The organism is Mycolicibacterium sphagni (assembly GCF_002250655.1).
Taxonomy (GTDB): Bacteria; Actinomycetota; Actinomycetes; order Mycobacteriales; family Mycobacteriaceae; genus Mycobacterium; species Mycobacterium sphagni.
This window is the reverse complement of record NZ_NOZR01000004.1, coordinates 69,134-89,078: the sequence shown is the minus strand read 5'-3', so window position 1 is coordinate 89,078 and position 19,945 is coordinate 69,134. Positions and strand designations below refer to the sequence as shown.

Here is a 19,945-nt window from a genome sequence, read left to right as displayed (position 1 = left end):
AACGGGCACAGCCGAAATCGACTGCGCCCGCTGGCCTTCAGTTCACGATCAGGGGTGATCGACTCCCGCGGTGCCGACGCTGCCGGGTGTACCGGTCGCGCCGGCGTCGCCGCCATTGCCGCCGTCGGTGCCCTGGCCTAGGACGCCCGAGACATTGCCACCGTTACCACCGTTGCCACCAGCACCACCGATGCCGGTGCCCCCGGTGCCGGCATTGGTCCCCTTGCCGCCGTTGCCACCCTTGCCGCCCGAATTGACCCCGCCGACCGAAGTCTGGCCGCCAGACTGCACGAAGGCGCTGTTCCCGCCGTCACCGCCGTCGCCACCAACCGCAGCGCCCGTGCCGGTGCCGTTGGCTCCGCCGTCACCGCCGTTACCGCCGGTCGAAACGCCGTTGACGATCGCGGTCCCTGCGGCGGCAGTGGGGTCGGTGGCCTTGATCCAAGCGAAACCGCCGTCACCACCTTTACCGCCCTTGGTTGCGCCACCGTTGCCGGCGACCGCCGAGCCGCCGGTGATGCTCCCGTTCAGACCGTTGACGCTCGAGGAGCCACCGTTACCGCCGCTCACGCCAGTGACGCTGGACGCACCGCCGTTACCGCCGATGGCGGTGATGCCGGTGGTACCGCCCGTCGGCCCTGAAGCGATTACCACTGCGTTGCCAGCTCCACCGCCGAGGCCCCCGTTGGTGGCGGCCCCGCCGTTGCCACCGGTAGCGGTACCGGTCACAATGCCGTAGTCGGCGGGCGTGTTGGCCAACGAGCCAGCCTGCATCTGGGCCGACCCGCCATTGCCACCGACGCTGCCTGCGCCCGTGGCGTCACCGCCGCTACCGCCCTTGGCTGTCCCCGCGACGGTGCCGTGCGCGCCGGCTATGAGTGCCGCGGTGCCACCGGCTCCGCCCACGGCACCCCCGGTGCCGCCCTTACCGCCGGCGCCGCCGGTGGCAGTACCGGAGGCGGAGCTGAGGACACCGTCGGAGATGATGTTGGCGCCACCGCCCGAGCCGCCGGCCCCGCCTGCTGCAGTGGTCGTGGCGTCACCGCCGTTGCCACCGGCCCCGCCGGTGGCAGTACCGACAGCGGCGCCGGCGTTGGTCCCTTCGACGAGGGCACCGCCACCGCCGCCGCCTCCGCCACCGCCCAAGCCGACTGCGGTGGCAGTGCCCGCGACACCCTTGCCACCGACACCGCCCTTGCCACCGGTCGCGCCGGTACCGTCACTCGCGCCCGCCCCGCCCGCGCCGCCGGCACCACCGGTGCCGAACGCGGCGCCGCCGGTCCCGGCACCACCCTTGCCGCCTGTGCCACCGACACCGCCGGCCTGCGCCAAACCGCTGGCTGTTGCACCCTTGCCGGCCCCGCCGGTACCGCCGGCGCCGCCCGTACCACCGACACCGCCGCCGCCGGCGAAACCACTCTGAGTGAAGAGGAACAGGAATCGGCCCTGGCCTGCCGCGCCACCGACTCCGGCGGTTCCGCCTTCGCCTCCGGCCCCGCCGTTGCCGCTGGCAGCGCCGCCGTCGACGCTGTCAGCACCATTACCGCCGACACCGCCCGTACCGCCCTTACCGCCGGTGCCGCCATTGCCGCCCCGGCCGAAGATCGAACTGCCGGAACCGCCCTTACCGCCGGCACCGCCGACGCCACCTTTGCCGCCGGCACCGCCGGTGCTGCCGGTCGTCCCGGTCACCCCGGTCCCGCCTGCGCCTCCGCTGCCACCGTTGCCGTTGATCGACAGGGCTCCGACGCCGCCGCCATCGCCACCGGCGGCACCGGTACCGGCGCCGCCGGCACCGCCGCTGCCACCATCGCCGGTGAACAGGCCGCCGGCGCCGCCCTTGCCACCGGCCCCGCCGTTGATTCCGGCCACGCCCGTGCCACCGCTACCGCCGGATCCGAACCACCCGGCCGACCCGCCATTGCCGCCGTTGAAGCCGTTGCCGCCGGTTCCGAACAGGCCGGCGTTTCCGCCATTGCACGCAGCACCGGCAACGCACGCACCGCCAACGGCGGTGTAGCTGTAGCCATTTCCGAACAGAATGCCGGCATTGGGGTTGGCGGCGGTGCCGTTACCGATGAAGACCCGGACGAAGTCCGTGATCGGGTTGCCCGCCAGTGCGGCCATCGCGGCCGCTCCCGGCGACGCCACCTTCCCACTGACTGCCGAGGCGGCAGCAGGCGGCGCCGACTTGGTCTCGGTCGCTGAACCGGCGGGAGCCTTCGTGGCCGCCGAAGGAGTGTCGTTGCTCGCAGCGGTTGGCTCGGAAGTGGTTGGCTCGGAAGGGCTCGCCGGTGACGACGGACGCGCGGCGGCGCGTTGACGGGGAGCAGTGCGTGCCCCACTGGCCGTCGAACCCGCCGTTCCGGCGGACGAGTCATCCCCCGTCGACGAAGCCTTACTCGAGGAGCCCCCGTGTGTCGTCCCCTGCGACGATCGACCCGACGTCGAACCAGTCGAATTCCCCGAGCCGCTCGAATCCGCGGCAGCTACCGGCATGGCGGCCGCGGCCGCGCCGACACCCAGCGCAACCGCCAACACACCGACCCGTCCCACCCAGCGGGCATAACCGAATGAAGGCGGCTCGAGGTCCGGCGCGCGACGGACGTTCTCGCTAACCCGCGCCTCGCCCTGCGGCGGGCTCCCGGGGTGGTCGATGCTCTGCAACGAATCGTGCACGATCATTGTGGACTTCCTTGCCCGCCTCATGCGGGAACCCCGTGCCCCCGCCCGTGACTCGGAAATTTACCTAACACACAGCGATTCAGGAGGTTTTTCACAGTTTTCGGGCGCGCCGAGCCGCCCCTTCGCTCTCCGGGCTGGATGCGGGGAAGTTCACGGTGGCGATGGATGTGGCCATCGATAAGGACTACGGACGGCCCGTCGGACACAGGTTGGGTCGCTGATGCTGGAATACAGGGTGTGACGTTCTTCGACCAACCGGCTGGGCGGCAGGACCCGGAAACTCCGGAAAGTGTCATCACCCGGTTCGGCATCCAAACTCTCGACGAGAACTTCACCGAGTTCACGGTGGTGGCGTCGATGCCGGTTGGTCGGCTACTCAACCCGTTCACCGGAATGCCGACGGTCGGGCCGCTGGCCATCCTGGTCGATGACGTGGGCGGCCGCGCGAACTTTTACCGCCGGGGGTCGGGCCAATGGACGGTGTCCAGCGAGCTGACCGTCGAACTCAGCCCGGACGGGATCGAGAGCCTGCAGGCCGCTCCCGACGAACCGGTGGTGGCCAGCAGCCGCCCACTCGGGCCGCAGGGTGCGACGCTGCTGGCGATCTGCACGATCAGCCACCGTGGCAGCACGATCGGCGGCGGCACCGTACGCACCGTCGCGATCACCGGCGGTCCCGAGGGACCCATCCAGCGTGGCCCGGACAGCCTGGTGCGCACACCTGAGACCTCGCTGGCCGAGCTGATGTCCAGCGAGGCGAGCAATGGGCCCGAATCCGGCACCTACCGGCTGGCGCAGCGCCCGGACCCGATCATCAACAACCTGATCGGGATCGTGCACGGCGGGGTCAGCAGCGCGGGACTGGAACTCGTGGCCTCCGCCGCGATCAACCACGAGCAGGCTGAACCGCTGCGCACTGCGTCGATCCGGGTCAACTTCCTGCGCCCCTTCTTTGCCGGTGCTCAATCCCGTTACGAGGGAACGGCATTGCGGATCGGTAAGAACTCCGCGGTCGGGGATGCACGGGCCGTCGGAGACGATGGCAAGGTCGCGATCATTGCGCGGGTCACGGGCTACCGGTGAGCGACGACTTCGCGGCGCTGTGCGCCAATGAGCCCGAGCTGGCCGAGCTTCGCGGCGCGGTGCGCGCGTTCCTGTCCGCCGACCACGACGAATTCGGTTGGCAGCCAACGGTCGACGCGTGGTTGTCGAGCTGGGACGAGGGGTTCAGCGCTCGGCTGGGCGACGCCGGATTCCTCGGCATGACCATTCCGCGTGAATACGGCGGGCAGGGGCGCAGCCATCTGCATCGCTACGTGGTGACCGAAGAGCTGCTGGCCGCAGGGGCGCCGGTGGCCGCGCACTGGATCGCCGACCGCCAAGTGGCACCCGGCCTACTGGCCTACGGTTCCGAAGAACAACGGCAGCGACTGTTACCCAGAATCGCTGCGGGGCGGTACTTCTCGGCGATCGGCATGAGTGAGCCGCAGGCAGGATCCGACCTCGCGGCGTCTGCGGCCAAGGCCACCAAGACCGACGGCGGCTGGCTGCTGTCCGGCACCAAGGTGTGGACCAGCGGTGCGCATCTGGCTCACCAGATCGTGGTGCTGGCCCGCACCAGCCCGGTCGACCCGAAGCGACGGCATGCCGGGTTCAGCCAGTTCATCGTGCCGACCGCGTTGGCAGAAGCCATTCCCGGGTCGCCGCCCGCCCGCTCGCCGAACCTCACCATCAGCCCCATCGTGATGATGTCCGGCGAGCACCACTTCAACGAGGTGACCTTCGATCAGGTGTTCGTCGACGACGCCAACGTGCTGGGCGAGATCGGCGCGGGCTGGCACCAGGTAACCGCCGAGCTGTCGTTCGAACGCAGCGGCCCAGAACGCATCCTGACGACCGCGCCGCTGCTCACGGCGCTGATGCGGCTGCTGGCCGCCCAGGACGATCTCGACGACCATGCCGCCGCGGCCGTCGGCGACCTTCTCGCCCGGGTGATCTCGCTGCGCCAGCTGTCGGTATCGGTGGCCAGGGCGCTGGCGGCCGGGCAGTCGCCGGTGAACGAGGCCGCGCTGGTCAAGGATCTGGGCACCCGATTCGAGCAGGAGTCGGTAGAGCTGGCCGCCGACCTGTTCTCCTACGTCGCCGCCGACGCCCCGGGACACGCCTGCGTGGCCGCACTCCTGGATGTCGCACGACTGCACTCGCCTCTGTTCACGTTGCGGGGCGGGACCAACGAGGTGCTCCGCGGTGTGGTGGCACGGGGAATGGGGTTGCGTTGACCCGCGCGTTGACCGGTGGCATATTCGGATCCACCAGCGGTACAGGCGATCTCGCCGACTTGCGGCGGCTGGCCGAGGATATCGGTGCGCGATCCTTCAACGACCGGATCGGCCAGCGCGAGCTGCCCGACCACTTCGACGCCTCCGCCTGGCGCCACCTGGAAGACGCCGGGCTGACCCGCCTGACCAGCGATCCCGAATCCGGTGGCGGGCCAAGGGAATTGGCCGTGGTCCTGCGGGCGTTGGCGCGACACGCGGTCACGGTTCCGCTCGCCGAGACCGACCTGCTGGCCGGCTGGCTGGCGGCCAGGGCCGGCCTCGAGGTGCCCGATTCGGGTCCGCTGACGATCGCGATCGGCGAGGCCGGGGCGACCACCGTCACGGGCGTCCCATACGCCGGCGCCGCGGGCGCGGTGGTGCTGGCCCTGCGCGACGGCCCCGCGCTCCAGGTTGCCATCGCCCATCCCACAGCCGTCGCCGCCGGACACTCCCTGGGCGGCGAGCCGCGCGACACCCTCATCCTGGAGACGCCTGAGCGGTTCGTCGCCATCGACGGCGCGGCCGAGGAGCTGCTGCGCCGCGGCGCCTGGGCGCGCTGCATCCAGGCCCTGGGCGCGCTGGACGCCGCGGTCGAGTTCTCGGTGGCCCACACTCGCGAGCGCGAGCAGTTCGGCCGGCCACTGAGTGCGTTTCAGGCGGTCCAGCACACGCTGGCCGCGATGGCCGGTGAGGTGGAGCGCGCCCGGGCGGCCACCGAGCTGGCCGTCGCCGCTGTCACCGACCACGGATTCGCTCACGCCCAGGCCGATTACGCCGTCACTGTGGCCAAGGTGGTGCTGGGCCGCGTCGTTCCGTCTGTGGTGACCGCCGCGCACCAGTTGCACGGTGCGATCGGCGTGACCCTGGAGCACCGGCTGTGGCTGGCGACGATGCGGGCCCGCGGCTGGATCGACGAATTCGGCGACACGGCGTCCTACGCCCGCAGGCTGGGTCGGCTCGCGCTGGCCGCGGCACGCGACGGCAACCCGTGGGACGTCGTCGTCGGGTCCTACTGACCGACCACGTCCTGTGCGACGGTCTTGAGGATGTCGATCACCTGGGCGACGCCCGGGCGGGCGCTGGCCCCGGCCCTGGTGACCGCCTCGATCCGACGCGCAATCCGCACTCCGCCCAGTGGCTTGCGAACGAGGGCTCGGGTGGTGTGAACGTAACGCGGCAGAAGGGCGATGCCGACCCCGGCCGCGACGAGTTCCTCGACCACCCGGAAGTCGTTGACACGCTGAACGATTCGCGGCCGGACCCCGGCAATGGTCGCCAGGGAACGCAGGACGTCGTCGACCATCAGTCCGCCCTCGACGCCGATCCAGGGCTCGTCAGCCAGTTCCCGCAGCGGTACGCGTGCGCTGCCCGCCAACCGATGATGCCGGGGCAGCAGGATTTCCAGCGGCTCGCGCAGTAGCGGGGTGGCTTCGATTCTCGGGCCCCAGGGGTTGGTGTCGCGCTCGTCGCGGTGGACCACCACGACGTCGAAATCGGCGAGCTGGCTGGGTGCGTTGATCGCCGGCTGATCGATATCGCGGCCGAGCACCTCGACGCCGACGGCGGCGGCGCGGGTGATGAGCCCGGCGAGCAACATCGCGGCACCGGAAGGGAACATGGCCACCCGGACCGTGCCGCGCGGGGTGAACCGGTAGGCATCCATATCTGCCTGCGCCCGGTCCAAGGCGGCAAGAATCTCGTCGGTCCGGCCGACCAGAGCACGACCGGCATCGGTGAGCCGTACTCGGCGCCCGTCCGGTTCGAGCAGAGGGACCCCGGCCTCACGCCGCAAGATCTTGAGTTGTTGGGATACCGCCGACGGCGTGAGCGACATCGCTTCGGCAACCGCGTGCACCGTGCCGCGCTCGGAGAGCTCACGCAAGAGCCGCAGCCGCACCACATCCATGTAGTAAATCTACTCGGTTGGTTCATAATGTATTGCTTGTCTAATGGGTTCGCCCCTGGACACCATGACGGCATGCCCACCCACCGCCGTGTCGACGTCGGACTGCTTGCCGTCGCCGCCGTCTGGGGGTCGAGTTATCTGGCGGCCAAGGACGTCGCCACACCCGACACCGTCTTCGGGTATCTCGCCATCCGATTCGCCCTTGCCGCAATCGGTCTCATGGTCGTTCTCGGCCCTAGGCTGCGCCGCTTGACCCTCGCCGAAGTGGCCTTCGGTGCCGTGTTCGGAACCATCCTCGGCGTGATCTTCGCTCTCGAGACGTTCGGGCTCACCAAGACCTCGGCATCCAACGCGGGCCTGATCATCTCTGCGACCATCGTCATGACGCCGGTGCTGCAACAGTGGATACAGCGGACCCGCCTCCCGGCCACGTTCTTTTGCGCGGCTGCGGTCGCGGTACTCGGGGTCGGGCTGCTCACCCAAAGCGGCGGGTTCACCCCACCGGGCCTGGGCGACCTGCTGATGCTGCTCGCCGCGGCCGCCCGCGCCTGCCACGTCACCGTGATCGCACAGCTGTCCGGGGGCCGACGTCTCGATCCGGGCCGCGTCACTCTCACGCAGATCTGCATCTGCCTGGCGGTGTTCACCGCGGCGGCGCCGCTCACGGGCCGCGACGCCGCGGAGGTCGCCGCGCACTTGTCCCTCGGCGACTGGCTCGTCATCGTCTACCTCGCACTGGGATGCACGGTCTTCGCCTTCGTCGTCCAGACGTGGGCGGTCTACCGAACCTCGCCGGCACGAGTCAGCCTGCTCCTCGGAACCGAACCGCTATGGGCGGTCGCGGTCGGCATCCTGGTCGCCGGCGATCCGCTCACCCTCGTGGGAGTCGCAGGCGCGATCCTGGTTCTCGCTGGAACCAACTGGGGCAGATCGACTAGCTGCCGGTCCAGTTCGGCGATCGCTTCTCGGCGAACGCGATCGCGCCCTCCTGGGCGTCCTTGGAGGCGAAGACCGGCATCAGGATCTTCATCTGCTGCTTCCACTGCTCCTCGGGAGACCACGCACGCGACTCGGTGATGATCCGCTTGGTGGCCGCCACCGCCAGCGGGCCGTTGGCGGTGATCCGCTCGGCCAGCTCGATCGCGGCGTCCAAGGCGTGGCCTGGTTCGGCCAGCACGTTGACCAGACCGAGCTCGTGGGCGCGCACGGCAGGCAGGTTCTCACCGGTCAGCGCCAGCTCCATGGCGATCTGGTACGGGATGCGCTGCGGCAGCCGGAGCAGCCCGCCGCCGCCCGCGACCAGCCCGCGCTTGACCTCCGGGATGCCGAAGGCGGAGTCGTTGGCCGCCACGATCAGGTCGGTGGCCAGCGCCACCTCGGTCCCGCCGGCCAGCGCATAGCCCTCGACGGCGGCGATGAGCGGCTTGAGCGGCGGCCGCTCGGTGAAGCCGAGTCCGCGGCCCTCGGCCACGACGTTCTCGCCACGGGCGAAGGCCTTGAGGTCCATGCCGGCGCAGAACGAGCCGCCTGCTCCGGTCACGATGCCCACCGACAAGCCGGCGTCGTCGTCGAGCTCGTCCATGGCGGCGGCCAAACCCTGGCTGACCGCGGCATTGACGGCGTTTTTGGCCTTCGGCCGGTTGATGGTGACGATCAGGATGCGGCCACGACGCTCGGTGAGAACAGCGGGCTCTTCGGTAACGGCGTTTTCACTCACGTTCGGAATGGTAACTATCGGGGTACGACGAGCAGCATCAGCCCGGTACGATCAAAAACTAGAACACGTTTCAATTCTTAGGAGGACGTGTGGGGACCGACGACGTGACACGCACCGAGACGGCGAAATGGGACCCAGGCCTGGTGGAAAAGACGATGGGCGTGCTGCGCCCATTCCTCAAGCTCTACCACCGCAGCGAGGTCAAGGGGCTCGAGTCTTTCCCGCCAGGCGGCGCTCTGGTGGTCTCCAACCATTCCGGTGGCCTGTTCCCGATGGATGTGCCGGTGTTCGCGCTGGGTTTCTACGAGCACTTCGGCTACGACCGGCCGGTTTACACGCTGAGCCACGACCTGGTCCTTACAGGTCCGACCGCGGACTTCTTCATCCGGAACGGCTTCATCCGCGCCAACCATGAGAACGCCGACGAGGCGCTGCGCTCCGGTGGCGTTGTGGTGGTCTTCCCCGGCGGGGATTACGACGTGTACCGCCCGACCTTCTCGTCGAACAAGATCGACTTCGACGGCCGCACCGGCTACGTCAAGGCCGCCATCAACGCCGGCGTCCCGATCGTGCCCACGGTGGCCATCGGCGGTCAGGAAAGCCAGATCTATCTCACTCGCGGCACCGGCCTGGCCAAGGCGCTGCGGCTGGACAAGCTGCTGCGGGCGAAGATCCTGCCCATCTCGGTCGGCTTCCCGTTCGGGCTGAGCGCCGTCGTCCCGTTCAACATCCCGCTGCCCACCAAGATCGTCATGCGGGTGCTCGAGCCGATCCACATCACCGAGCAGTTCGGTGAGGACCCCGATATCCACGCCGTCGACGCCTATGTGCGCGGGGTCATGCAGGAGGCGCTGGACGAGCTGGCCTCGCAGCGCCGCCTCCCGGTGATCGGCTGATGGATCTGCTGTCCCGCCTGACGTCGGTCGGCGACGCGGTCGCCACGCTGGCCAAGGCCGGCTTCCTGACCCCGATGCGTCCCGATCGGACGGTGCGGATGGTGGCTGCCGCGCGTGCCGAGGGCTTGTCGATCGCCACCGGGTTCGCGACGGCTGCCGCACGCCGCCCGGACAGCCCGGGACTTATCGACGAGCTGGGGACCCTGACCTGGCGCGAGCTCGACGAGCGTGCGCATGCATTGGCCGCGGCCCTGCAGCAGCTGCCCGGTGGTACAGCTCGATCTGATGTCGCCGGCCAGGCGGCTCCGGCCGTGGTCGGCATCATGGCCCGCAACCACCGCGGGTTCGTCGAGTCGCTGATCGCCGCCACCCGCATCGGCGCCGATGTGCTGCTGCTCAACACCTCGTTCGCCGGCCCGGCGCTGGCCGAGGTGGTCAACCGCGAACGCGCGGATGTCGTGATCTACGACGAGGAGTTCACCGCCTCGGTGGACCGGGCGCTGGCCGACCGGCCACAGGCCACCCGAATCCTGGCCTGGACCGACGAGCAGACGCAGGCACCCACCGTCGAAAAGCTCATCGCTGCATACGCCGGGCAGCGGGCCACCAACACCGGCCGCAAGAGCCGGCTGATCCTGCTGACGTCGGGCACCACCGGAACCCCCAAGGGCGCCAAGCACTCCGGCGGCGGGGCCAGTAATCTCATCGCGATCCTGAGCCGCACGCCATGGCGGCTGGGTGAGACGACGGTGGTCGTCGCACCGATGTTCCACGCGTGGGGCTTCTCGCAGCTGGTGTTCTCCTCAGCGATGGCCTGCACGGTGGTGACCCGCCGCAAGTTCGACCCGAAAGCGACGCTGGCACTGGTCGACAAGTATCAGGCCACCGGATTGTGTGTGGTGCCGGTGATGTTCGACCGCATCATGGACCTTCCCGACGACGTGCGGAAGCGCTACAGCGGCCGCTCACTGCGGTTCGCCGCCTGCTCCGGATCGCGGATGCGACCCGATGTCGTCACCAAGTTCATGGACGAGTTCGGCGACGTCATCTACAACAACTACAACGCCACCGAGGCCGGCATGATCGCCACAGCGACCCCAGCCGACCTGCGGGCTGCCCCCGACACCGCGGGCAAGCCCGCCGCAGGCACCGAGATCCGCATCTACGATGACGAGTTCGGGCTGGTCCCCACCGGTGAGGTCGGGCGCATCTTCGTGAAGAACTCCACCCAGTTCGACGGCTACACCTCGGGCAACACCAAGGACTTTCACGACGGATTCATGTCCTCGGGCGATATCGGCCGCCTGGACGAAGCCGGCCGCCTGTTCGTGGTGGGCCGGGACGACGAGATGATCGTCTCCGGTGGCGAGAACGTCTACCCGATCGAGGTGGAGAAAACGCTGACCGGGCATTCGGAGGTGGCCGAGGCGACCGTCCTCGGCGTCGACGACGAACAGTACGGTCAGCGGCTGGTTGCGTTCGTGGTGCTCACCGACGGGTCGGGCGCCAATCCCGACGACCTCAAGGCCCACGTGCGGGAGAACCTGGCCAACTACAAGGTCCCGCGTGAGATCACCATCCTGACCGAACTTCCGCGCGGAAGCACTGGCAAAATCCTGCGTAATGAACTCCTCGCTCGCACGTCTGACGGCTAAGTTGCGACGCCCGCGCCCGCTGGCGCGTGCCGTCGTCGAATTGGCCAACGCCGCCAACGGATTTCGCCCGCTGAGCCGTAAGGGCTACAAGACGCTGGCAATCTTTTGGTTCGGCTGGCCGACCTCGGAGCTGCCGCTGCTCTATCTGGGCGGCTCGGCGCTCGACGCCGTGCGTCGCGGTCTGCGCGGCGACTTCCGCGGCCGGCGGGGCGCTGCGGCCCTGGTGTTGACGGTGCTGTCGTGGCTCTTCTTGGGGGCGATTCAGCGTCGCAACGTGACCACCCCGCAGCTGGTGCTGCAGGCCGCCCTCGTTGAGGGCCTCGGCGCGGACTTCACCGACGTTCTCGGCAACCTGCCTGCCACACCGTCCCCGTCGGGGCGGCCCACCGCGTGGCGAACCACCTGGTCGCGGCGGCGCTACGTCGAGAAGACCAACATCGTCACCTACGGACCGCACGGGCGGGCCAACCTGGCCGACGTGTGGCGCCGGCGCGACCTGCCGCGTGACGGTAAGGCGCCGGTGCTGCTCGAGGTGCCCGGCGGCGCGTGGGCGATCGGGTGGCGCCGCCCGCAGGCCTACCCGTTGATGAGCCACCTCGCTGACCGCGGCTGGATCTGCGTGGCGATGAATTACCGTGTCAGCCCGGCACATACCTGGCCCGACCACATCGTCGACGTCAAGCGCGCGCTGGCGTGGGTGAAGGAGCACATCGCCGAGTACGGTGGCGACCCGGATTTCGTCGCGATCACCGGCGGCTCGGCCGGTGGCCATCTGGCCGCGCTGGCTGCGCTGACCCCGAACGATCCGGAATACCAGCCCGGCTTCACCGAGGCCGACACCTCAGTGGTGGCCGCAGTTCCGGTATACGGCCGGTACGACTGGTTCACCTCCCGCGGCGAGGGCCGCCGCGAATTCATCGCCTTCCTCGAGAGGCTCGTCGTGAAGCGGCAATTCAGCAGATTCCGCGAGATCTACACCGAAGCCTCGCCAATCCGGCGCCTGCGGGCCGACGCCCCGCCGTTCTTCATCCTGCACGGCGAACACGACTCGGTGATCCCGGTCGGGGAGGCGCGCGAGTTCGTCGAGCAGATCCGGGAAGTGTCGCAGGCACCGGTGCTCTACGCCGAATTGCCCGGTGCCCAACACGGCTACGACATCATGCCCTCGCGACGGGCAGAGGACTCGGCCGAGGCAGTCGGGCAGTTCTTGTCCTGGGTGTACGCCAGCCGGATGAAAGAATAAGCCTGATGCGTAGACATATCCGGCGGGTCCGCGACATCGGCCTGCGACGGGTGGCGATCGCCCTCGTCGCGCTGGCAGCTGTGATCGCCGCGAGCGTCGGCGGGTATATCGCCAGCAGGCAGAGTACAAATGACGAAAGCTATTTCGGGGACTGGGAGAACCCGAACCACGTCGAAGTGACCGTATGGGTAACGCGTGTCGACTCTGCGACACAAGCTCTTTCGGTGACCGTCATGAGCATCTTCCCGAGCGGATCACTCGCCGACGAGAACGGCAACTTCGCCCAGGACACGACGGTGACGACCGAAGCGATCGGCAACTGGCGCGCCGAGATCAAAGCCGGCGAGCCCGCACCTGATATCGAACAACGCGTCACCATAACCGGTTCGGTCACCGACTATCCGTTCGACCGCTACAGCGGTCACCTCGAGGTGCATGCCCTCAACGCCAGCGGTGGCGAACTGCCCGTCGCTCTCACGGTCTTGAACACCGACCCGTTCTTCGGGATCACCACCACAAAGGGCCAGACTTTCATCGCCAATGCGAACGGAGGGGTGGGGGTGAACCTCGGGGTCCACCGCAGCATGCCCACTCTTGTCTTCGCGGTGTTCGTGATGGTCCTGATGCTGGGCCTGGCGATCGGCGCCGTGGTGGCTGCCTTCTACGTATTGCATTGGCGGCGCGGTCTGATCTTCCCGGCGTGTTCGATGATGGCGGCCATCCTGTTCGCGCTGATTCCGTTGCGCAACGCCGTGCCGGGCAGTCCGCCGATCGGATCCATCATCGACTTCGGATCGTTCTTCATCGCCGAGGCGGTCATCTCCATCTCGCTGATCTCCAGCATCATCCTGGGCTTCCGGCACCAGCGAAGCATCGAGCGTGCCGAAAGCGCCTCGGAAACCGCGGACGACGTCTTCGAGGAGCTGGCGGACGACGCCGAGGCTAAGCCTGCGCCATAGCGGTGTTGACCACCGCCAGCTCACCGGAAAGCCCTGCGGCCACACGTATCTCGGAGAACGCTTCCAGCATCGCCGTGGTGACTTCGTGCGGGTCCTTCACCGTGGTGCCGTCGGTGAGCACCGAGATGTTGAGCTGATCCACGTAACTCCACACGGTGATGTTCATGCCGCTGCCGGTGGTCAACGGGCCCACTGAGTAGATCTCGGTAACCAGTGCACCGCCGACGCGGCCGTGTTCCCGCGGTCCGGGCACATTGGAGATGGGCAGGTTCAGCACCTTGTTCTGGCCGTCCCTGGTGGACAACCACTTGAACAGCGCCTGCGCCGGCGCGGGCGGCAGGTACGTCGACCACCGGCTGACCAGCTCGGGTCCGACCAGCTGGTGGCCCTCCTTGGCCAGCACCGCGGCGTCGTGGGTCTGGCGCACCCGCTCCAGCGGATCGGCCACTTCCACCGGGACGGCCACCATCATGCCGGTGAAGAAGTTGCCCGACACCCGGTCCGGGTCGAAGTTGAAGCTCACCGGAACCGAGGCAAGCAGCGGATGGTCGGCGATCCCGTCGTAGCGCAGCAGCAGCGTGCGCAACGCGCCTGCGGCGGTGGCGAGCACGAGGTCGTTGATCGTCACGCCGAGGAGCTTGCTGGTCTCTTTGAACTCCGCCAGCGCCAATGTCGCAGTGGCAAAACGTCGTTCGGGGGTGAGCATGTGATTGAGGAACGATGGCGGCGGAGTGAACGGCATCGTCAGCTCCGGCGACAGCTTGCGGGAACTGCGCCGCACCCGACCCCAGCCGTCGGCGGTGTACTTCATAACACCGGGCAGCCGCGAGATCTGCCGCAGGTGGTCGACGAACGCAGAACGCACCAGCTCGCCGCGGGTGGGTGCCGGGTCGGTCGGGTAGTCGACGTCCGGGTCGGGGCCGCTCTGCAGATCCATCCCGCGGGCCATCAGGTTGCCGGAGGCGACCCCGTCGGCCAGGGCGTGGTGAATCTTGCCGACGACCGCGATCCGGCCGTTGGCCAGCCCCTCCACGAAGTACATCTCCCACAGCGGACGGCTGCGGTCCAGCGGGGTGCTGGCGATCTCACCGATCGCTTCATCGAGTTCACGCCTGCCGCCCGGCTCCTTCACCCGCCACGGGCGAATGTGGTAGTCGAGGTCGACATCGCAGTTCTCCCGCCACATCGGGTGGTGGAACTTGAACGGAATGTTGACCAGCTGATAGCGGAACGGGTCGAGCTTGTAGAGCCGGCCACGGATGACCTGTCGGAATTCCTCGACACCGAAGGTGCGGCCACCGAGGTCGCCCAACTCGATGATCGCGATCTTGAGGGTGTGCATGTGCACATTGGGTGCCTCGCTGTACAACAGCACGGCATCCCAGCCACGCAATCTCTTCATCGCCTGAGCCCTCTCCGCCCCTGCCCGTCCCAGTCGGGACGATACCGCCGGGGACGGCTCAGATCACCTCTTTGTCGGACATCAGAGCGCGGTCGCGGCGAATCTGATTGAGGAACAATCCGATTGCCGTGGCGACCGAACCGGTGCGTGCACCATCGGTCATGTCGAAACCGTGTCCGGCACCGGGCAATTCGACGTAGCCGACCGCCGAGCGGGACACCGAACGCAGCCGTTCGACGAAGCTCTGGGCCTGCGCGACGGGGATCACGCTGTCACCGGATCCGTGCACCACGAGGAACGGTGGCGCCTTGGGATGGATCCGCGCGATCGGCGAGGCCTTGCGGAAGATGTCGCCGTGGCGGCTCTGGCGCTTGTTGACCACCACCCGCTCGAGGAAGTCGACGAAGCGGGTGCGCTCCGGTGTCGAGCGGTCCTCCCAGTCGTAACGGCCATAGATGCCGACGACCGCGTCGACGGCGGTGTCCGAGCCCTCCGGCAGATGAGCCTGGTACTCGGCGTCGTCGATGGTCAGTCCTGCCAGCGCGGCGAGGTGGCCGCCGGCCGAACACCCGGCAACGGCAACGAAATCGCGGTCACCACCGAACCGGTCCACGTTGGCCCTGGCCCAGGCGATCGCTGCCTTGACGTCCTGGATGTGCTTCGGCCACCGGTGATGCGGCGCCACGCGGTAGTCGATCGACAGGCACACCCAGCCCTGGGCGGCCAGGTGCGACATCAGTGCGTAGCCCTGCAGGATCCGGCTGCCGTGCACCCAGGCCCCACCCGGCAGGAACACCAGCACCGGGGCGGGCTCGGCGGGCAGATCTTTGAGCCGCCAGACGTCGAGCAGTTGCGCGGGGTCGTCGCCGTAGCGGACCGACGAGCGATAGAGATGCTTGCGGTGCTCCAAGGCATTCAGCACCGGTGGCGTCCGCTCCGGCGCCGGCCACTCGATCTGCAGATCCTCGGGCGCCACGACACCGCGCAGTCCGGCTTCGGACACCGCGCGGGTGCTTTCTCGCTGAGTCTTGCGCACCTCGCCCGCATTCGGGCTCAGCCACGAGCGGGCGGCCGCTCCGACGAGTTCGGGCATCTGCCGCGCGCCCCAAACACTCATTGCGGTCGCGGCGCCCAGCGGCTCGAGATGCTTGCCGACAATCGGCAGCTGCGCAGAGGCCACGCTCATCGCCAACAGGTAGTCAGCGGGGCCGGCCTGCATGAGCCAGCGGGCTGTCGTCCACGGTCGTACCGTCATTGCGCGAGCGTACCCCGGCTGCGCAGCGCGAAACGACAATTTCTTCGGAATGTGCACTGCTTTGCTGGAGCGGGGCCAGACCCGCCGCGCTCCAAGGCATGCCGCCGACGACGACGTTTGCCCGCACGCGTCAATAAGGCGCGTCAGTGACCAGCGTTACGGGCCAGATCGATGGCGAACTGATTCACAAAATGCCCCGGCCCGGGATCTCCCTGATCACACGAGCCGTCGGAGTCACCGGGACGCTTGACCCACAGGAAGGCGTCGATGTGACCATTGCCGGTGGCGGTGGTGGGCTGCACGCCCAAAGCCCGGCCACTGGGATTGCACCAATACATATCGCCCGCGGCCGGCCCGTTGCCGTTGCGCGAGGTGTCGATGACGTACGGCTTGCCGCCCGTCATCCCCGAAACCGCTTCGCCGTAACCGATTTCCTCATCGGTGGTCAAGAAGTTCGAGGTGTTGAGGCTGAATCCCCGAGCCCGGTCGATCCCGACCTGGTTGAGCCGGTTGGAGATCTCCTCGGCGCTCAGCCAGCGCGAGTGCCCGGCGTCGATGTACACCGCGGCGTTCGGATCGCGGTTCAGCGCGTCGACCGCATAGCGGATCAGGTCGAAGCGCTCCTTTCGCGCATCGCTCGACAGGCAGTCAGCCATATCGAGGGCATCGGGTTCGAGGATGATCGTCACCGGCCCGACGCCCAGCTGGTTCGAGACGCCGTCAATCCAGCTACGGTAGGCGTCGCCCGAGCCGAAACCACCCGAGGCGAAGCTGCCGCAGTCGCGGTGCGGGAGCGAATAGATGGCCAGCATCGGCTGCGCGCCGGCCGCCCACGCGCCGGTCAGGTACCGGCTGACCGCGGCGCCCGGGACCAGGTTGTCGATCCAGTACGCCTGCGGTGTGTTCGCGATGTACGCCAGCTCGGGGTTGTCGGGGTCGGCGTGCGAAGCACGCATGGCCGCCGAGTTCGGGTCGACGTAAAACGGGGATCCGCCGGCCGGGGCCGCGTCGTCGACCAGGCGCAAAGGGCCTGTCCGTACCGGATCGGCGGACAGGACCATGCCGGCGACCACCGCAACCGTCATAACGGGAGCGATCAGGCGCGCGATTGCGCCAACAGCTGAGGACATCACCGGACAGAAAGTAGCGCCGCGAAGCAATTGGCGCCAGTTGCGGGCCTAAACTCCAGTGACTCTGTAAGGAGGCCGGGATGCTCGCTGGAGCGGACCTCATCTACACCGGTGGCGACCTCGTCACCATCGACGACCACAACCCCTGGGCGTCAGCGCTGGCTGTGCGCGACGGGCACATCACCGCGGTGGGAGATCACGATGAGGTGCTGGCGGCGCACCGGGGACCGGCGACCCGGGTGGTCGACCTCGACGGGGCGACGTTGCTGCCGGGCTTCCTGGATCCACACAGTCACTACATCAACTCACTGAGCGTCGCCAACCAGGTCAACGTCTTCGCACCACCGGCCGGGCCGGGCTCCGATGTCGGAACAATCGTCAATGCCCTCAGGTCATTTCGGGATGCCCACCGGGTTCCTCCCGGCGAGATGATCATCGCGTACGGCTACGACGACACCCTGATGCCCGGCGGCCGGACATTGCACAAGGAAGACCTCGACGTTGACTTTCCTGCCAATCCGGTTCTGGTAGGCCACGTTTCAATGCACGGTGCGGTGCTCAACTCCGCGGCGATGCGCATCTTCGGCATCACCGCGGAGACCCCGACCCCGCCGGGAGGGGTGATTGTCCGCAAGGAAGGCTCGACCGAGCCCGACGGGCTGGTGATGGAAACCGCGTTCCTGCCGATCTTCGCCGCCATGCCCCAGCCGACAGCGTCGCAAGAAATCGCGTGGAGCAAGGCCGGCCAGATGCTGTACGCCGCGGCGGGTATCACCACGGCGCACGAGGGCGCCACCAAGGCCGCCGATGTCGAGTTGATCTACCGGGCGGCCGAGGGTGGGGCCAGTCTGATCGACGTGGTCGCCTACCCGTTCATCCTCGATCTCGAAGAGGTGCTGGAACACCATCCGCCGGCAACTTTCGGCCGTTACCACAACCGGGTCAAGCTCGGTGGGGTCAAAGTCACCCTCGACGGTTCACCACAGGGCCGCACCGCTTACTTCACGACGCCGTATCTGGTCGACGGGCCCGACGGCCAGGCCAACTGGTGCGGTGAGCTCGGCTTCTCGCAGGACACCGTCAACGGCTGGTTCAAGCAGGTTTACGACCTCGGCCTGCCTCTGGACATCCACGCCAACGGCGACGCGGCCATCGATGTCGCGTTGGCGGCCCACGAATTCGCGGCCGCCGACGACCTCCACCGGGACCGCAGCACTGTCATGGTGCATTCGCAGTTCGTCCGCCGGGACCAGTTGCAACGCTACGTGGACTACCGCATCATCCCGTCGTTCTTCACACCACACACGTTCTACTTCGGCGACGCCCACGTCCGGCTGCGCGGCAAGGCCCAAGCGGACTTCCTGTCCCCCATGCGCGCGGCGATCGACCTCGGGTTGCAGCCGACCAACCACACCGACTTCGTCGTCACCCCGCTGGATCAGATGTTCGTGGTGTGGACGGCGGTCAACCGGATTTCACGCAGTGGCGCGACCATCGGCGCCGACCAGCGGGTGACCCCACTCGAGGCGTTGAAGGCGATCACGATCAATGCGGCACGTCAATATCGCGAGGCTGACAAGAAGGGTTCACTGGAAGTCGGTAAGCTCGCCGATCTCGTTGTTCTGGACCAGAATCCACTGAAAGTTGAGCCGGCCGCCATCAAGGACATCACGGTGGTCGAGACCGTCAAAGAAGGTGAAACGGTCTACCGCGCATAGACGTCCGGCCGCACCGATGTTGCCATGTCAGGGAGTGAGCAGGACCTTGACGTGCTCACCTGACCGCGCGGCGACGGCCGCGTAGCCTTCGGCGGCCTGTTCCAGCGACAGGTTCGTGGTGAAGATCCCGTCGACGTCGAGGCGACCGTTCTGCAGCAGCGGGATCAGCGCCGGCCAGGTGCTCTGGACCGGTGCCGTCGTCATCCGGAAGGTGAGGTTGCGCAGCAGGGCGGTGAGCGCGGGGAACGGGTACGGGTTCAGGTTGTGCACCCCGACCACCGACACGGTGCCGCCGGGACGCACCGTGGCCAGTGAGTCATCCAGTGTCGTGTCGTTGCCGACCGCGTCGATCACCGAATCGGCGCCGATCCCGCCGGTGGCCTCCATGACGGCCTGGGCCGCGGCCGGAGCGATCGCCGTGGCACCCAATTTCGCCGCCCGTTCCCGCCGCTCGGCGACCGGATCGACGGCGAATACCGTTGCCGCACCGAGGAACAACGCACTGCGCACGGCACAAAGGCCGACCGCGCCGAGGCCGATCACCACCGCGGTTCCGCCGAGTGGGATGTCGGCACGCTGGGCAGCCGACCAGCCGGTGGCCAGGTTGTCGGTGAGCAGCAGCGCCTGCTCGGTGTTGATGTTCTCCGGCATCTTCAGCAGCTGGAAATCGGCGGCCGGAACGGCCATCAGCTCGGCCTGGGCCCCGCCCAGCACCCCGGCGCCGAAGACCTGCGGGCCTGACGTGCACAGGATCGGGTCCTTGGCCGCGCACCCGGCACAGGCACCGCAGCCGGCCACCGAGGACACGATCACCTGGTCGCCGACCTTCACGGTGTGCACGTCCGAACCGACCTCGACGACGGTGCCGATGGCCTCGTGCCCCAGCGACACCGGCTGGAACAGTGGATAATCGCCTTCATAGAAGTGCAGGTCCGAGCCGCAGATGGCGGCGGCGGTCACCTTTACGATGGCGCCGGTCGATCCCGGCAGCACCGGGTCAGGCCAGTTGTCGACCCGGACCGAACCGGGCGTCTCGATAAGCACCGCGCGCATGGCGATTC

The 19,945-nt window shown here is 68.1% G+C and carries 15 protein-coding genes and 1 pseudogene; 9 read left to right on the top strand and 7 right to left on the bottom strand.

Annotation, left to right across the window (positions count from 1 at the left end; translation table 11 throughout):
- Positions 1 to 48: 48 nt before the first annotated feature.
- The gene (locus CG716_RS31065) at positions 49 to 2,685 is read right to left on the bottom strand and encodes a PE family protein (RefSeq protein WP_133066878.1); all 2,637 of its coding nucleotides are present in this window, start codon (positions 2,683 to 2,685) and stop codon (positions 49 to 51) included.
- A 237-nt stretch (positions 2,686 to 2,922) separates the two neighbouring features.
- Between CG716_RS31065 and CG716_RS06205 the strand changes: the two genes are divergently transcribed.
- Genes CG716_RS06205 through CG716_RS06195 form a run of 3 tightly spaced genes read left to right on the top strand, consistent with a single transcriptional unit; the run spans position 2,923 to position 6,019 of the window.
- Positions 2,923 to 3,768: a PaaI family thioesterase gene (locus tag CG716_RS06205; protein ID WP_094477526.1), complete on the top strand. Its 846-nt coding sequence runs from the start codon at positions 2,923 to 2,925 to the stop codon at positions 3,766 to 3,768.
- Positions 3,765 to 4,964, top strand: a complete 1,200-nt coding sequence (locus CG716_RS06200) for an acyl-CoA dehydrogenase family protein (protein WP_094477524.1) — start codon at positions 3,765 to 3,767, stop codon at positions 4,962 to 4,964. Before CG716_RS06205 ends, CG716_RS06200 begins: the two co-directional genes overlap by 4 nt.
- Positions 4,961 to 6,019, top strand: a complete 1,059-nt coding sequence (locus tag CG716_RS06195; RefSeq protein ID WP_094477523.1) for an acyl-CoA dehydrogenase family protein — start codon at positions 4,961 to 4,963, stop codon at positions 6,017 to 6,019. Before CG716_RS06200 ends, CG716_RS06195 begins: the two co-directional genes overlap by 4 nt.
- On the opposite strand, the gene CG716_RS06190 is transcribed toward CG716_RS06195, so the two are convergent.
- Positions 6,013 to 6,909, bottom strand: coding sequence for a LysR family transcriptional regulator (locus CG716_RS06190; protein ID WP_094477521.1), 897 nt, complete (start codon positions 6,907 to 6,909; stop codon positions 6,013 to 6,015). The genes CG716_RS06195 and CG716_RS06190 overlap by 7 nt on opposite strands.
- Before the next feature lie 27 nt (positions 6,910 to 6,936).
- On the opposite strand from CG716_RS06190, the pseudogene CG716_RS06185 reads away from it, so the two are divergent.
- A pseudogene (locus tag CG716_RS06185) lies at positions 6,937 to 7,815 on the top strand (DMT family transporter); the annotation flags it as partial.
- A 28-nt stretch (positions 7,816 to 7,843) separates the two neighbouring features.
- Here CG716_RS06185 and CG716_RS30695 read toward each other — a convergent pair.
- Positions 7,844 to 8,626 carry a crotonase/enoyl-CoA hydratase family protein gene (locus CG716_RS30695; protein ID WP_094477519.1) on the bottom strand — a complete coding sequence of 261 codons (783 nt, stop codon included), beginning with the start codon at positions 8,624 to 8,626 and terminating at the stop codon, positions 7,844 to 7,846.
- Between the two features lie 155 nt (positions 8,627 to 8,781).
- On the opposite strand from CG716_RS30695, the gene CG716_RS06175 reads away from it, so the two are divergent.
- Genes CG716_RS06175 through CG716_RS06160 form a run of 4 tightly spaced genes read left to right on the top strand, consistent with a single transcriptional unit; the run spans position 8,782 to position 13,379 of the window.
- Entirely contained in the window at positions 8,782 to 9,522 is a 741-nt protein-coding gene (locus CG716_RS06175; protein ID WP_234817739.1) for a 1-acyl-sn-glycerol-3-phosphate acyltransferase, read from the top strand.
- Positions 9,522 to 11,177: an acyl-CoA ligase FadD12 gene (gene fadD12 / locus CG716_RS06170; RefSeq protein ID WP_094477517.1), complete on the top strand. Its 1,656-nt coding sequence runs from the start codon at positions 9,522 to 9,524 to the stop codon at positions 11,175 to 11,177. The genes CG716_RS06175 and fadD12 overlap by 1 nt, the downstream gene beginning before the upstream one ends.
- A complete protein-coding gene (locus CG716_RS06165) occupies positions 11,146 to 12,420 on the top strand; it encodes an alpha/beta hydrolase (protein WP_094477515.1) in 1,275 nt (424 codons plus the stop codon). Before fadD12 ends, CG716_RS06165 begins: the two co-directional genes overlap by 32 nt.
- A 5-nt stretch (positions 12,421 to 12,425) precedes the next feature.
- A complete protein-coding gene (locus tag CG716_RS06160) occupies positions 12,426 to 13,379 on the top strand; it encodes a DUF4436 family protein (RefSeq protein WP_094477513.1) in 954 nt (317 codons plus the stop codon).
- Here the strand turns inward: CG716_RS06160 and CG716_RS06155 are convergent.
- The 3 genes from CG716_RS06155 to CG716_RS06145 all read right to left on the bottom strand — a co-directional run bounded on the left by CG716_RS06155 (position 13,363) and on the right by CG716_RS06145 (position 17,166).
- Positions 13,363 to 14,781 carry a WS/DGAT/MGAT family O-acyltransferase gene (locus tag CG716_RS06155; RefSeq protein ID WP_094477511.1) on the bottom strand — a complete coding sequence of 473 codons (1,419 nt, stop codon included), beginning with the start codon at positions 14,779 to 14,781 and terminating at the stop codon, positions 13,363 to 13,365. The genes CG716_RS06160 and CG716_RS06155 overlap by 17 nt on opposite strands.
- Positions 14,782 to 14,839: 58 nt before the next feature.
- Positions 14,840 to 16,036: an alpha/beta hydrolase gene (locus tag CG716_RS06150; RefSeq protein ID WP_094477509.1), complete on the bottom strand. Its 1,197-nt coding sequence runs from the start codon at positions 16,034 to 16,036 to the stop codon at positions 14,840 to 14,842.
- 143 nt (positions 16,037 to 16,179) lie between these two features.
- Positions 16,180 to 17,166 (bottom strand): glycoside hydrolase family 6 protein, encoded by a 987-nt coding sequence (locus CG716_RS06145; RefSeq protein WP_094477507.1) that lies wholly within the window; start codon positions 17,164 to 17,166, stop codon positions 16,180 to 16,182.
- Between the two features lie 80 nt (positions 17,167 to 17,246).
- Between CG716_RS06145 and CG716_RS06140 the strand changes: the two genes are divergently transcribed.
- A complete protein-coding gene (locus CG716_RS06140; protein WP_094477505.1) occupies positions 17,247 to 18,884 on the top strand; it encodes an amidohydrolase in 1,638 nt (545 codons plus the stop codon).
- A gap of 27 nt (positions 18,885 to 18,911) precedes the next feature.
- Here the strand turns inward: CG716_RS06140 and CG716_RS06135 are convergent, their stop codons facing one another.
- Entirely contained in the window at positions 18,912 to 19,937 is a 1,026-nt protein-coding gene (locus tag CG716_RS06135) for a zinc-binding dehydrogenase (protein ID WP_094477503.1), read from the bottom strand.
- Positions 19,938 to 19,945 lie beyond the last annotated feature (8 nt).

Coding starts and splice junctions, on each gene's coding strand:
- fadD12 (WP_094477517.1), top strand. CDS start 9,522: ATGGATCTGCTGTCCCGCCTGACGTCGGTCGGCGACGCGGTCGCCACG.
- CG716_RS06175 (WP_234817739.1), top strand. CDS start 8,782: ATGGGCGTGCTGCGCCCATTCCTCAAGCTCTACCACCGCAGCGAGGTC.
- CG716_RS06155 (WP_094477511.1), bottom strand. CDS start 14,781: ATGAAGAGATTGCGTGGCTGGGATGCCGTGCTGTTGTACAGCGAGGCA.
- CG716_RS06190 (WP_094477521.1), bottom strand. CDS start 6,909: ATGGATGTGGTGCGGCTGCGGCTCTTGCGTGAGCTCTCCGAGCGCGGC.
- CG716_RS06165 (WP_094477515.1), top strand. CDS start 11,146: ATGAACTCCTCGCTCGCACGTCTGACGGCTAAGTTGCGACGCCCGCGC.
- CG716_RS06135 (WP_094477503.1), bottom strand. CDS start 19,937: ATGCGCGCGGTGCTTATCGAGACGCCCGGTTCGGTCCGGGTCGACAAC.
- CG716_RS06140 (WP_094477505.1), top strand. CDS start 17,247: ATGCTCGCTGGAGCGGACCTCATCTACACCGGTGGCGACCTCGTCACC.
- CG716_RS31065 (WP_133066878.1), bottom strand. CDS start 2,685: ATGATCGTGCACGATTCGTTGCAGAGCATCGACCACCCCGGGAGCCCG.
- CG716_RS06145 (WP_094477507.1), bottom strand. CDS start 17,166: ATGTCCTCAGCTGTTGGCGCAATCGCGCGCCTGATCGCTCCCGTTATG.
- CG716_RS06160 (WP_094477513.1), top strand. CDS start 12,426: ATGCGTAGACATATCCGGCGGGTCCGCGACATCGGCCTGCGACGGGTG.
- CG716_RS06150 (WP_094477509.1), bottom strand. CDS start 16,036: ATGACGGTACGACCGTGGACGACAGCCCGCTGGCTCATGCAGGCCGGC.